This window comes from Streptomyces sp. NPDC039465, assembly GCF_055639315.1.
The window spans coordinates 324,869-337,244 of record NZ_JBVKAP010000006.1; the positions used below are offsets into that span (position 1 = coordinate 324,869).

Genomic DNA, 12,376 nt, shown 5'->3' on the forward strand with positions numbered 1-12,376 from the left:
CGCAAGACTCTTTTCGAGAGAAGAAACGGAAATGGAGCCTCCGCATGGCGAGGAACCCTGAACGCAGGACGGCCCTGCTCAACGCCGCCATCGAAGTGCTGGCGGTGGAAGGGGCCCGCGGGCTCACCTTCCGGGCCGTGGACTCCCGGGCGGGTGTGCCGACGGGCACCTCGTCCAACTACTTCACCGACCGTGACCAGCTGCTCTCCCAGGTCGGCGAGCAGGTGTTCGTACGCTTCGTCCCGGACCAGGACACGTTCGACGCGGCGCTGCGGCCCACGCCCGACCGGAAGCTCGTCGTCCAGCTGATGCACGAGCTGGTGCGGCGCATGACCGAGGAGCGCACTACCTATCTGGCGCTCCTCGAACTCCGCCTCGAAGCCACCCGTCGCCCCGAGCTGCGCGACCGCCTCACCCAGGTGCTCCGCACCGACCTCGCCCGGAACATCGACTTCCATCTGGCCGCGGGCCTGCCCGGCGACGCCGACACCGTACGGCTGCTGTACTTCGCGCTCACCGGTCTGCTGATGGACCACTTCACCGTGCCGGGCCTCCTCGCCGACCTGGACCTGGACGCGCTGGTGGAGACGGTCGTGACCCGGATTGTGCCGGAGTCCTGACCTCGGTCAGCGGCTGCGGCGGGTGACGAACTCCGCCAGGGCGAGCAGGTCCCCGGCCGCCGACAGATCGGGCACCGCCCGCGACAGCTGCTGCACCGCCCGGGCCATCCGGTCCGCCGCCTGGGTCTGCGCCCAGTCCCGGCCGCCCGCGCGCTCGACGGCGTCCGCGGCCCGCAGTACGGCCTCCTCGTCCAGGACGGGCCGCCGGTACAGCTCGGCCAGCTCGGCGCCGGCCGCCGTGTCCGAGCCCAGCGCGGCGACCACCGGCAGCGACTTCTTGTGCGCGGAGAGATCGGCGCCGGCGGGCTTGCCCGTACGACCCGGGTCGCCCCAGATCCCGATCAGGTCGTCGATCAGCTGGAAGGCGAGCCCCGCCTCCCGGCCGAACGCGTCCATCGCCGCGACCTCCTCCTCGCCCGCGCCCGCGTACAGCGCGCCGAGCGCGCAGGCGCAGCCGAGCAGGGCCCCGGTCTTCGCCGTCGCCATGGCCACGCACTCGTCCAGCGAGACCTCGTACGGATCACGCCGCTCGAAGGCGCAGTCCGCCTGCTGGCCCGCGCACAGCTCGATCACACAGGCGGCCAGGCGCGCGGAGGCGGCCGATGCGGCCCGGTGGTCGTCCTCGGCGAGCAGCCGCAGCGCGAGCGCCAGCATGGCGTCGCCCGCGACCAGCGCGTCCGGGATGCCGAAGACGGTCCAGGCGGTGGGGCGGTGCCGCCGGGTGGGGTCCTCGTCGACGATGTCGTCGTGGAGCAGGGTGAAGTTGTGCGCCAGCTCCACGGCCGCCGCGGCCCGGACGGCGTGCGCCGGGTCTCCGTCCAGGGCCTCGGCCGCCGCGAGCACCAGCGCCGGCCGGATGGCCTTGCCGGCCTGGCCGGTGTCGGGGGTGCCGTCGGCCCGCTCCCAGCCGAAGTGGTACATCGCCACCCGCCGTATGGAGCCGGGCAGCGACTCGACGGTGGAGCGCAAGTGGGGGTTGACGACGGTACGGGTGTGGTCGAGGAGCGCCACGGCGCCCCGTCCGTCGGTCCCGGTCATGGTCACGGTCACGTCCTTCGCGCGCGGGGAGTGGGAACGGGCGGGGTGCCGGACCGCGGCACCCCGCCGTCACCGGGGCGGTCAGCGCCAGCGGCTGACTTCCACGTTCTCCAGCACGCCCAACGCGTCCGGGACCAGGACCGCGGCCGAGTAGTAGGCCGTGACCAGGTAGGAGATGATCGCCTGCTCGTCGATGCCCATGAAACGGACCGAGAGGCTGGGCTCGATCTCGTCCGGGATGCCGGTCTGGTGCAGACCGATCACGCCCTGGTCGGCCTCGCCGGTACGCATGCAGATGATCGATGTGGTCCGGTCGCCGGCGACCGGGATCTTGTTGCAGGGGAAGATCGGCACGCCGCGCCAGGTCGGGATGCGGTTGCCGTTGATCTCGACGGACTCCGGGACCAGTCCGCGCTTGTTGCACTCACGGCCGAAGGCGGCGATGGCGCGCGGGTGCGCGAGGAAGAGCTTGGAGCCCCGGCGGCGGGAGAGCAGCTCGTCCATGTCGTCCGGGCCGGGCACACCGTCGTGCGGCTGGAGCCGCTGCCCGTAGTCGCAGTTGGAGAGCAGCCCGAACTCCTTGTTGTTGATGAGCTCATGCTCCTGGCGCTCGCGCAGCGCCTCGACCGTGAGCCGCAACTGCTGCTCGGTCTGGTTCATGGGCTGGTTGTAGAGGTCGGCGACCCGGCTGTGGACCTTCAGCACCGTCTGGGCGACGCTCAGTTCGTACTCGCGCGGCGAGGCGTCGTAGTCGACGTAGGTGTGCGGGACGACGGCCTCGCCGACATGGCCGGCGGAGAGGTCGATGGCCGCCTCGCCGTACTTGTTGGTGCGCTGGTGGGGCAGGGAGGCCAGGCCCGCCAGATGCGTGGCGAGGGACGTGGCCCGCTCCGCGAGGTTGCGTACGTCGGTGCGGGTGAGCTCCAGGACGGTGCACGCGGTCGCGGCGCGGGACGTGTGGTCCCAGGTGGCCTCACCGTCGGTGAGCGCGCCGTCGCCGAAGTAGGCGCCGTCGGCGAGCACGTCGAGGACCGCCTCGTCGCCGTACGGCCCCTCGCCGATCTGCTCGACGCGGCCGTGCGCCAGCAGGAAGACCCGGTCCTTGGCCTCGCCGCGGGTGGCGATGACGTCGCCGGGCGCGAACTCCCGCTGGATGCAGCGCTGCGCCAGCTCGGTGAGCGCGCCGTCGTCCGCGTAGCCGCGCAGGGCGGGCAGCTCGCCGAGCTCGGCGGGGATGACCGCCACCCGGTCCCCGGTCTGTACGAAGGACACCCTTCCGTCGCCGACGGCGTAGCTGAGCCGACGGTTCACCCGGTACGTACCGCCCTGCACCTGCACCCACGGCAGCATCCGCAGCAGCCACCGCGAGGTGATCTCCTGCATCTGCGGGGCCGACTTGGTGGTGGTCGCCAGGTTACGCGCGGCGGCCGTACCGAGACTCTGCTGCGGGACCGCCTGCTCCGCGCTCGTCTCGTCGCCGACCGTGCCAACCGAACCAACCGACATGGATCTCCCTCTCGATGGTGGCTTTGCTCCGCCATCGAGCCTTCCAGCACGGAGAGTTGGTTCGCCATTACACAAATGAGTGGGACTGAATGTTCGTCAGCCGGGCAGGAAACACGTTTTTTCTGCCACCGGCATGGCTTTCCGGCCCTGGTGGCCGATGTCCTGATCGGCTCGCACACCGTCCGAACGGGATGGCCGCCCCCTCCCGGCTCCGGTACAAGCGGTACGAGCGAAAGGAGGCGGTCATGGCCCCACCCATGTCCGCGAGCAGGTTCATCGGCGTACTGCGCGACGAAGGCCTCAGAGTCGTCGAGGTCGGAGACTGGCAGCACCACAACCGCAACCACAAGGGCCCCTGGGGCCCTGTCCACGGCGTGATGATCCACCACACGGTCACCCGGGGCACCGCGAAGACCGTCCGTATCTGCCGTGACGGCTACGAGGACCTGCCCGGTCCGCTCTGCCACGGTGTCATCGCCAAGAACGGCACCGTCCATCTGGTCGGCTACGGGCGCGCCAACCACGCCGGGGCCGGCGACGACGACGTCCTGAGGGCGGTCATCCAGGAGAAGGGCCTGCCCCCGGACAACGAGACCAACACGGACGGCAACCGCCACTTCTACGGCTTCGAGTGCGAGAACCTCGGCGACGGCGAGGATCCGTGGCCGCCGGCCCAGCTGGAGGCGATCGAGAAGGCCGCGGCGGCCGTGTGCCGCGCGCACGGCTGGTCCGCCCGGTCGGTCATCGGGCACCTGGAGTGGCAGCCGGGCAAGGTCGACCCGCGGGGCTTCACGATGGCGTCGATGCGGGAGCGGATCGCGGCCCGCCTGAAGGGCGCCGACGCCGCGGGCTCCTGCTTCGACGTGCCCTGAGAAACCTGACCGCAGAGCCCTGACGACGACCTGACCCTCAAGCCTGACCAAGGGGACCCCGACAATGGAGGGGTGAACGCGCTCGACCTCTCCCGCCTGCGGCCCCGGCTCCCGTCCCCTCTGGAGCCGCTGGAGGACGAGCGCTTCACCCGTCACGGGGTGCGTCTGCTGCTCAAGCGCGACGATCTGATCCACCCCGATCTGCCCGGCAACAAGTGGCGCAAGCTCGCGCCGAACCTGCGCGCCGCCGCCGGCCGCCCGGTCCTCACCTTCGGCGGCGCCTACTCCAACCATCTGCGCGCCACGGCCGCCGCCGGGCGCCTCCTCGGCTTCCGTACGGTCGGGATCGTCCGCGGCGACGAGCTGGCCGGCCGCCCCCTCAACCCCTCACTCACCCGGTGCGCGGCGGACGGGATGCGGCTGGTGTTCGTGGACCGTGCCACCTACCGCGCCAAGCGGGACCCGCAGGTGCTGGCCCGGATCCTGCGGGAGGCCGGGGCGGAGGACTTCCATGTCGTGCCCGAGGGCGGCAGCAACGCCCTGGCCGCCCAGGGGTGCGCCGAGCTCGGCCGGGAGCTGGCCGGGGCCGCCGACGTCGTCGCCGTGCCCGTGGGGACCGGCGGCACCCTCGCCGGGCTCGCTGCCGGGCTCGCCGGGACCGGGGCGCGGGCGCTCGGCATACCGGTCCTCAAGGGCGGTTTCCTCGGCGAGGAGATACGGGCCCTCCAGGAGCTGGCCTTCGGCGGCCCGGCCGGTGACTGGAGCCTGGACGAGCGCTTCCACGCCGGCGGCTACGCCCGTACGACCCCTGAGCTCGACGCGTTCGCTCAGGATTTCGAGGACCGTCATGGACTGGCCGTGGAGCGTCACTATGTCGCCAAGTTGCTCCATGGACTCGTCCGTCTGACCGCCGAGGGCGCGTTCGAGCCCGGGTCGACGGTCGCCGCCGTGATCACCGGTCAGCCGGCGTCCTCCTCGCGGTAGGCCGCCGCCTCCTCCAGGTCCAGCCGCCGCAGCAGCGTCCGCATCATCTCGTCGTCGATGCGCCGCTCGTCCCGCAGCTGGACGAAGACCTGCCGCTCGACCGCGATGGCCTCCCGGGACAGCCGCCGGTAGGTGTCGTCCGCCGTCTCGCCGGTGATCTCGTTCACCGCGCCGAGCCGCTCCCACACCGCGTTGCGCCGCCGCTCCAGGACGGTGCGCAGCCGGTCCGCGAGCGGCTGCGGCAGGGCGTTGCGCTCGTCGGCGAGCAGCTCGTCGAGGCGTTGTTCGGCCGCCCGGGAGGCCTCGCTCTGGGCCTGCGCCTCGGCGAGGGTCTCGGCCTGGGCGTCCCGTCCTGGCAGTTTCAGGACGCGGATCAGCGGCGGCAGCGTGAGCCCCTGGACGACGAGGGTGCCGATCACGGTGGTGAAGGTGAGGAAGAGGACGAGATTGCGGGCCGGGAACGGCTCGCCGTCGGTCACCTCCGGGATGGAGAAGGCGATGGCGAGCGAAACCACACCGCGCATCCCGGCCCAACCGACGATCAGCGGCGCGGTCCAGTTCACCCCCGGCTCGCGCTCCCGGATCCGCGCGGACAGGGCCCGGGGCAGGAAGGTCGCCGGGTAGACCCAGACGAACCGGACCACGACGACGGCGACGAAGACCCCGACCGCGTACCAAACCGCCTCCGCGATGCCGTACCGGCCGAGGCCCTGCACCACGTACGGCAGCTGGAGCCCGATCAGGGCGAAGACGGCCGATTCCAGGACGAAGGCGACCATCTTCCACACGGCCGCCTCCTGGAGACGGGTGGCGAAGTCCACCTGCCAGTTGCGGTGGCCGAGGTAGAGGGCGACCACGACGACCGCGAGCACACCCGACGCCCCGACCTCCTCGGCCGCCGCGTAGGCGACGAACGGGATGAGGAGGGAGAGGGTGTTCTGCAACAGCGCCTCGCGCAGGCGGGTACGCAGCCAGTGGAGGGGGGCCATCAGGACGAGGCCCACGCCGATGCCGCCGAGCGCCGCCAGGGCGAACTCCCCGATGCCGCCGGCCCAGCTCACGCCCTCGCCGACGGCCGCGGCGAGGGCGACCTTGTAGGCGGTGATCGCGGTGGCGTCGTTCACCAGGGACTCGCCCTGCAGGATCGTGGTAATCCGGTTCGGCAGCCCCAGCTTGCGGGCGATGGCCGTCGCCGCGACCGCGTCCGGCGGGGCCACCACCGCGCCGAGCACCAGCGCGGCGGTCAGCGGCAGGTCGGGCACGAGGACGTAGGCGAGCCAGCCGACGGCGAGGGTCGCGAAGAGGACGTAGCCGACCGAGAGCAGGGCGACGGGCCGGATGTTGGCCCGCAGGTCGAGATAGGAGGAGTCGACCGCGGCGGTGTAGAGGAGCGGCGGCAGGATCAGCGGGAGCACGATGTGCGGGTCGAGGGTGTAGTCGGGGATCCCCGGGAGGTACGAGGCGGCAAGCCCGGCCGCCACCAGCAACAGCGGCGCCGGCACGGGCGTCCTGCGGGCCGCCCCGGCGATCGCGGCACTCGCCGCGACCAGCGCCACCAACGGCAAAGCTTCCATCTCGTTCCCCGTCCCGCGTGCAACGTAACCTGGCAATCATGAGCGAGTGTGTCCACGTTGCCGAACTGCCGCGCCCCGAGCCCGATCCGCTGAGCGAGACCTGCCGGGAGTGCGCCGCGGACGGGACGCACCCCGTGCAGCTGCGGCTCTGCCTGGTCTGTGGGCACGTCGGCTGCTGCGACTCCTCGGTGGGCCGGCACGCCACGGGGCATTTCCACACCACCGGGCACCCGGTGATGCGGAGTTTCGAGCGGGGGGAGAGCTGGCGCTGGTGCTTCGCGGACGGTTCGATCGTGTAAGGGGTGGGTACCGTCTGACGGCTGGGTACGGCGGCCCGGTCAAATGACAGCCGGTTCCTCTCAATTGGGCGGCGCAGACCCCTAGCCACTGTCCGTACTCATGGCCTTACCATGAGTGACAGTCGCTGTTCCGCTCACCGCGGACCCCCGGCGACACGGCACCATGGATCGCGATAGCGTCACGGCGGACTACGCGCCACTGCGTACCCGCCCGGCTCGGGGAGACCATCTCTCCCCCGGGCCCCAATGAGAGCTTGTGCAAAGAGCTTGTGCCACCTTGGAGGTGAGGGTGTCCCAGATCGCAGGCGAGCCCGGGACCCAGGACTTCGTGGAAGTCCGGCTGCCCGCTGCGGGTGCCTACCTGTCCGTGCTGCGTACGGCCACGGCCGGCCTGGCAGCACGATTGGACTTCACCCTCGACGAGATCGAGGACCTGCGCATCGCCGTCGACGAGGCCTGCGCGATCCTGCTCCAGCAGGCCGTGCCGGGCTCCGTCCTCAGCTGCGTCTTCCGGCTGGTCGACGACTCGCTCGACGTGACCGTGTCGGCCCCCACGACCGACGGCCGGGCGCCGGAGCGTGACACCTTCGCCTGGACGGTGCTCTCCGCACTGGCCGGCAAGGTCGAGTCGTCCGTCGCCGAGGACCGTACGGTCTCGATCAGCCTGTACAAACAGCGCGGCGCGGGACCAGGTCCGGCGTGAGGGACGGGGACGGTCCGGTGCGTGACGAGGTGCAGAACGCGGCGGCTGACATCCCGGAGCAGCAGGCGCGACCGCATCCGGCGGACGTGTTCGAGGGACCCAACGGGCTTGACGGCCTTTCGGCCGCGACGGAGCAGGCGCAGGCAGAGCGGGCGGCCCATATGAGCGAGCAGCAGCACGAGCGGGAACACGACCACGATCACCACGATCCACACGACCGCAGCGGGGCGCGGGCGATGTTCATCGAGCTGCGCAAGCTGCCCGACGGCTCGCCGGAGAAGGCCGAGCTGCGCAACCAGCTGGTACGGATGCATCTGCCGCTCGTCGAGCATCTGGCGCGGCGGTTCCGCAACCGCGGCGAACCGCTGGACGATCTGACCCAGGTGGCGACGATCGGCCTGATCAAGTCGGTCGACCGGTTCGACCCGGAGCGCGGGGTCGAGTTCTCCACGTACGCGACCCCGACGGTGGTCGGCGAGATCAAGCGCCACTTCCGCGACAAGGGCTGGGCGGTGCGGGTGCCGCGGCGTCTGCAGGAGCTGCGGCTGTCGCTGACCACGGCGACGGCGGAGCTGTCCCAGCAGCACGGCCGCTCCCCCACGGTCCACGAGCTGGCCGAGCGGCTGGGCATCTCGGAGGAGGAGGTCCTGGAGGGGCTCGAGTCGGCCAACGCCTATTCGACGCTGTCCCTGGACGTCCCCGACACCGACGACGAGTCGCCTGCGGTCGCCGACACCCTGGGCGCGGAGGACGAGGCGCTGGAGGGGGTCGAGTACCGGGAGTCGCTCAAGCCACTGCTCGAAGACCTGCCGCCACGGGAGAAGCGGATCCTGCTGCTGCGCTTCTTCGGCAACATGACCCAGTCGCAGATCGCGCAGGAGGTCGGCATCTCCCAGATGCACGTCTCGCGTCTGCTGGCCAGGACACTGGCGCAGCTACGGGAGAAGCTGCTGGTCGAGGAGTAGGAAGCGAGGAGAGGGGGTCTAGGCGTCCGCGCCCGGGCCCTTGATCCCCAGCGCCTGGGTGGTGGCCGGGTTCACCAGCAGCACCAGTCCGGTCACCGCGATCACGGCGAGGGCGATGCCCGCCGGGATCATGACGCTGGTGGCCTGGAGGAGCTGCCAGGCCACCGGCAGCGCCAGGATCTGGGTGATGATCGCCGGTCCGCGCGCCCAGCTGCGGGCCTTCAGCAGCCCGCCCGCGGCCGCGAGCGGGATCAGGCCGAGCGCGATCAGGGTCGCGCCGCCGGTCACCGCCTGCGTCAGGCCGTCGGGAGTGCCCGTGAGCGCGGTCACCAGGATGTAGACGCCACCGGCGAACAGGGCCAGCGCCTCCAGGCCCGTCACGGCCGCCGCGGCGGTCAGCCGGGCGGGGCGGGGGGCGGTTTCGGGGGTGTTCTGCTGCGTGCTGCTCACCCCAGCAGGGTAGCCGTCGCGGGGCGCCCACGTTCCGGACCGGGCTGGGCTCGGGTACCGCTCGGTAGGTACCCTGGCGGCCATGCGCGCACTTCTTGTGGTCAATCCGGCAGCAACCACCACCAGTGCCCGCACCCGTGACGTACTGATCCACGCGCTCGCCAGTGAGATGAAGCTGGAGGCCGTGACGACGGAGTACCGCGGCCATGCCCGGGACCTCGCCCGGCGGGCCGTCGAGGCCAAGGACGTGGAGATGGTCGTCGCCCTCGGCGGCGACGGCACGGTCAACGAGGTCGTCAACGGTCTGTTGCACCACGGGCCGGATCCCGAGCGGCTGCCGCTGCTCGCGGTGGTCCCCGGTGGTTCGACGAACGTGTTCGCCCGGGCGCTGGGACTGCCCAACGACGCGGTGGAGGCGACCGGCGCGATCCTGGACGCGCTGCGTGAGCGGCGCGAACGGACCGTGGGCCTCGGGCTCGCGGCCGGCACGCCGGGCACCGAGGACGAGGGCGTCCCCTCCCGGTGGTTCACCTTCTGCGCCGGGCTCGGTTTCGACGCGGGCGTCATCGGCCGGGTCGAACAGCAGCGGGAGCGCGGCAAGAGATCGACGCACGCGCTCTACGTCCGGCAGATGCTCCGCCACTTCCTGGAGGAGCCGCACCGCCGGCACGGCACAATCACGCTGAAGCGCCCGGACCAGGACCCGGTCGAGGACCTTGTGGTGTCCATAGTCTGCAACACCGCCCCCTGGACCTACCTGGGCAATCGTCCGGTGTACGCGTCACCGGAGGCGTCCTTCGACACGGCCCTGGACGTGCTCGGACTGAAGCGGCTTTCGACCCCCGCGGTGGCCCGTTACGCCACCCAGCTGCTCACCTCGACGCCGGAGCGCGGACCGCACGGCAAGCATGCAGTCACTCTGCACGATCTGACGGACTTCACCTTGCATTCGAAGGTGCCCCTCCCGTTCCAGATGGACGGAGACCACCTCGGGCTGCGTACGAGCGTGACGTTCACAGGCGTTCGCCGTGCACTGCGTGTGATTGTGTGAGTGGAAGGGCCGAAAGTCCTTCTACTCGAACGTTTAGGCTGCCATCCACCCTATGGAAGTACGGCTGTGACCTAGCCGACACCGAGGAATCAAAAAAAACTTCGCGGAAGGGGTTGTATCCGCAGCCGAGGTTTGCGAATCTCTACATGGCGATCGGGACGGCCCGCAAGACCGGCCTCCACTGAGAGCCAGAACCCCTCCTCATTCAAGGACCACACCAGTCCAACTGGCAGTCGGCCCTTCCCTTGCGGAGGGATTCGTGAAAGCGTTCACATTCACAAGCAACCTGCATGTAATACCAAGGAGAGGTAGCAGCCATGGACTGGCGTCACAACGCCGTTTGTCGTGAGGAAGACCCCGAGCTGTTCTTCCCCATCGGCAACACCGGTCCTGCGCTGCTGCAGATCGAGGAAGCCAAGGCCGTCTGCCGCCGCTGCCCCGTCATGGAGCAGTGCCTGCAGTGGGCGCTCGAGTCCGGCCAGGACTCCGGCGTCTGGGGTGGCCTCAGCGAGGACGAGCGCCGTGCCATGAAGCGCCGCGCCGCTCGCAACCGGGCGCGCAACGCCAGCGCCTGACGCCCCCCGTTACGAGCCTGAGCCCGCGGCGCGTACACAGCGTACGCATTCACCGCCCCCCGAGCCGCAGCGCGCAGCAGTAACCCACAGCGTTCGAGCCCCGGATCGTGATCTCACGGTCCGGGGCTCGCTGCTGTTCACCACGTGCTACTTCACGCCGCGTGCTACTTCTGCGGCAGGACGGGGATGTCGAGGACGACCCGGGTGCCCCGCTCCTGGCCGGGCTGCATGTCGAACGTGCCGCCCAACTCCCCTTCCACCAGGGTCCGTACGATCTGCAGACCGAGGTTCCCGGCGCGCTGCGGGTCGAAGCCCTCGGGCAGTCCGCGGCCGTCGTCCTGGACGGTGATCAGCAGCCGGGCGTCGGTGCGGAGCTCGCCGCGGACGGCCGTGACCTCGACCGTGCCCTCGTCACCGGGGGCGAAGGCGTGCTCCAGGGCGTTCTGCAGGATCTCGGTGAGGACCATCGAGAGCGGGGTGGCGACCTCGGCGTCGAGGATGCCGAAGCGGCCGTTGCGCCGGCAGGCCACCTTCCCCGGCGAGATCTCGGCGACCATCGAGATGACGCGGTCCGCGATCTCGTCGAACTCGACCCGCTCGTCCAGGTTCTGGGAGAGCGTCTCGTGCACGATCGCGATCGAACCGACGCGCCTGACCGCCTCGTTGAGTGCCTCGCGGCCGCGGACGGAGTCCATCCGGCGGGCCTGCAGGCGCAGCAGCGCGGCGACCGTCTGGAGGTTGTTCTTGACCCGGTGGTGGATCTCCCGGATGGTGGCGTCCTTGGTGATCAACTCGCGCTCGCGCCGCCGGAGTTCGGTGACGTCACGGAGCAGGACGAGCGAGCCGATGCGGGTGCCCTTGGGCTTGAGCGGGATGGCGCGCAGCTGGATGACCCCGCCGTTTCCCTCGACTTCGGTCTCCCGGGGGGCGTAACCGCTGGCCAGCTTGACCAGGGCTTCGTCGACCGGGCCGCGGGAGGGGGCGAGTTCGGCCGTGATCTGGCCGAGGTGCTGGCCGACGAGATCGGCGGCGAGGCCGAGGCGGTGGTAGGCGGAGAGCGCGTTGGGCGAGGCGTACTGCACGACCCCGTCGGCGTCCAGCCGGATCAGGCCGTCGCCGGCGCGCGGGGAGGCGTCCATGTCGACCTGCTGGCCGGGGAAGGGGAAGGCACCGGCCGCGATCATCTGGGCGAGGTCGGACGCGGACTGGAGATAGGTGAGCTCCAGCCGCGAAGGTGTACGGACAGTGAGCAGATTGGTGTTGCGTGCGATCACGCCGAGGACCCGGCCCTCGCGGCGTACGGGGATGGACTCGACCCGTACGGGCACCTCCTCGCGCCACTCCGGGTCGCCCTCGCGCACGATCCGGCCCTCGTCGAGCGCGGCGTCGAGCAACGGACGGCGGCCACGTGGAACGAGATGGCCCACCATGTCGTCCTGATAGGAGGTGGGGCCGGTGTTGGGCCGCATCTGGGCGACCGAGACGTAGCGGGTGCCGTCGAGGGTGGGCACCCACAGGACCAGGTCGGCGAAGGAGAGGTCGGAGAGCAGCTGCCACTCCGAGACCAGCAGATGAAGCCACTCGAGGTCGGACTCACTCAGGGCGGTGTGCTGGCGTACGAGGTCGTTCATGGAGGGCACGTGTGCGAGCGTACCTCCAGGAATTCAGGGGCGGTGAACCTGGATCTCAGGCCCTTCGTGTTGGAGGATGGGCCGGGAACCACCGTGTTCCGATGGATG

13 protein-coding genes are annotated in these 12,376 nt (G+C 70.7%); 8 read left to right on the forward strand and 5 right to left on the reverse strand.

Features of this window, described 5'->3' with window-relative positions; all coding sequences use genetic code 11:
- Nucleotides 1-44 precede the first annotated feature (44 nt).
- Nucleotides 45-620: a TetR/AcrR family transcriptional regulator gene (locus tag ACZ7LT_RS21855; RefSeq protein WP_471237730.1), complete on the forward strand. Its 576-nt coding sequence runs from the start codon at nt 45-47 to the stop codon at nt 618-620.
- Nucleotides 621-626: 6 nt separating this feature from the next.
- On the opposite strand, the gene ACZ7LT_RS21860 is transcribed toward ACZ7LT_RS21855, so the two are convergent.
- Together ACZ7LT_RS21860 and ACZ7LT_RS21865 are read right to left on the reverse strand one after the other, a co-directional pair.
- Nucleotides 627-1,658: a family 2 encapsulin nanocompartment cargo protein polyprenyl transferase gene (locus tag ACZ7LT_RS21860; RefSeq protein WP_471237903.1), complete on the reverse strand. Its 1,032-nt coding sequence runs from the start codon at nt 1,656-1,658 to the stop codon at nt 627-629.
- An 81-nt stretch (nt 1,659-1,739) separates the two neighbouring features.
- A complete protein-coding gene (locus ACZ7LT_RS21865) occupies nt 1,740-3,164 on the reverse strand; it encodes a family 2B encapsulin nanocompartment shell protein (protein WP_471237731.1) in 1,425 nt (474 codons plus the stop codon).
- A 245-nt stretch (nt 3,165-3,409) separates the two neighbouring features.
- On the opposite strand from ACZ7LT_RS21865, the gene ACZ7LT_RS21870 reads away from it, so the two are divergent.
- Nucleotides 3,410-4,036, forward strand: a complete 627-nt coding sequence (locus ACZ7LT_RS21870) for an N-acetylmuramoyl-L-alanine amidase (RefSeq protein ID WP_471237732.1) — start codon at nt 3,410-3,412, stop codon at nt 4,034-4,036.
- A gap of 72 nt (nt 4,037-4,108) precedes the next feature.
- Complete coding sequence (locus ACZ7LT_RS21875) at nt 4,109-5,020, forward strand: 1-aminocyclopropane-1-carboxylate deaminase/D-cysteine desulfhydrase (protein WP_471237733.1); 912 nt, start codon at nt 4,109-4,111, stop codon at nt 5,018-5,020.
- Here ACZ7LT_RS21875 and ACZ7LT_RS21880 read toward each other — a convergent pair.
- Nucleotides 4,996-6,594: a Na+/H+ antiporter gene (locus ACZ7LT_RS21880; RefSeq protein WP_471237734.1), complete on the reverse strand. Its 1,599-nt coding sequence runs from the start codon at nt 6,592-6,594 to the stop codon at nt 4,996-4,998. The genes ACZ7LT_RS21875 and ACZ7LT_RS21880 overlap by 25 nt on opposite strands.
- Nucleotides 6,595-6,632: 38 nt before the next feature.
- Between ACZ7LT_RS21880 and ACZ7LT_RS21885 the strand changes: the two genes are divergently transcribed.
- From ACZ7LT_RS21885 to ACZ7LT_RS21895, 3 genes are all read left to right on the forward strand, one after another.
- A complete protein-coding gene (locus ACZ7LT_RS21885) occupies nt 6,633-6,893 on the forward strand; it encodes a UBP-type zinc finger domain-containing protein (protein ID WP_471237735.1) in 261 nt (86 codons plus the stop codon).
- Nucleotides 6,894-7,182: 289 nt separating this feature from the next.
- On the forward strand, nt 7,183-7,596 hold the full coding sequence (locus tag ACZ7LT_RS21890; protein WP_015036094.1) for an ATP-binding protein: 414 nt from the start codon (nt 7,183-7,185) through the stop codon (nt 7,594-7,596).
- Nucleotides 7,593-8,561, forward strand: coding sequence for an RNA polymerase sigma factor SigF (locus tag ACZ7LT_RS21895; protein ID WP_471237736.1), 969 nt, complete (start codon nt 7,593-7,595; stop codon nt 8,559-8,561). Before ACZ7LT_RS21890 ends, ACZ7LT_RS21895 begins: the two co-directional genes overlap by 4 nt.
- 18 nt (nt 8,562-8,579) lie before the next feature.
- Here the strand turns inward: ACZ7LT_RS21895 and ACZ7LT_RS21900 are convergent, their stop codons facing one another.
- The gene (locus ACZ7LT_RS21900) at nt 8,580-9,011 is read right to left on the reverse strand and encodes a hypothetical protein (RefSeq protein WP_471237737.1); all 432 of its coding nucleotides are present in this window, start codon (nt 9,009-9,011) and stop codon (nt 8,580-8,582) included.
- A gap of 82 nt (nt 9,012-9,093) precedes the next feature.
- Here ACZ7LT_RS21900 and ACZ7LT_RS21905 point away from each other — a divergent pair, with 82 nt between their 5' ends.
- The gene (locus ACZ7LT_RS21905) at nt 9,094-10,062 is read left to right on the forward strand and encodes a diacylglycerol/lipid kinase family protein (RefSeq protein ID WP_471237738.1); all 969 of its coding nucleotides are present in this window, start codon (nt 9,094-9,096) and stop codon (nt 10,060-10,062) included.
- A gap of 317 nt (nt 10,063-10,379) precedes the next feature.
- A complete protein-coding gene (locus tag ACZ7LT_RS21910) occupies nt 10,380-10,637 on the forward strand; it encodes a WhiB family transcriptional regulator (protein WP_003953983.1) in 258 nt (85 codons plus the stop codon).
- A gap of 164 nt (nt 10,638-10,801) precedes the next feature.
- Here ACZ7LT_RS21910 and ACZ7LT_RS21915 read toward each other — a convergent pair whose 3' ends face one another.
- Nucleotides 10,802-12,268, reverse strand: a complete 1,467-nt coding sequence (locus tag ACZ7LT_RS21915; protein ID WP_471237904.1) for a sensor histidine kinase — start codon at nt 12,266-12,268, stop codon at nt 10,802-10,804.
- Nucleotides 12,269-12,376 lie beyond the last annotated feature (108 nt).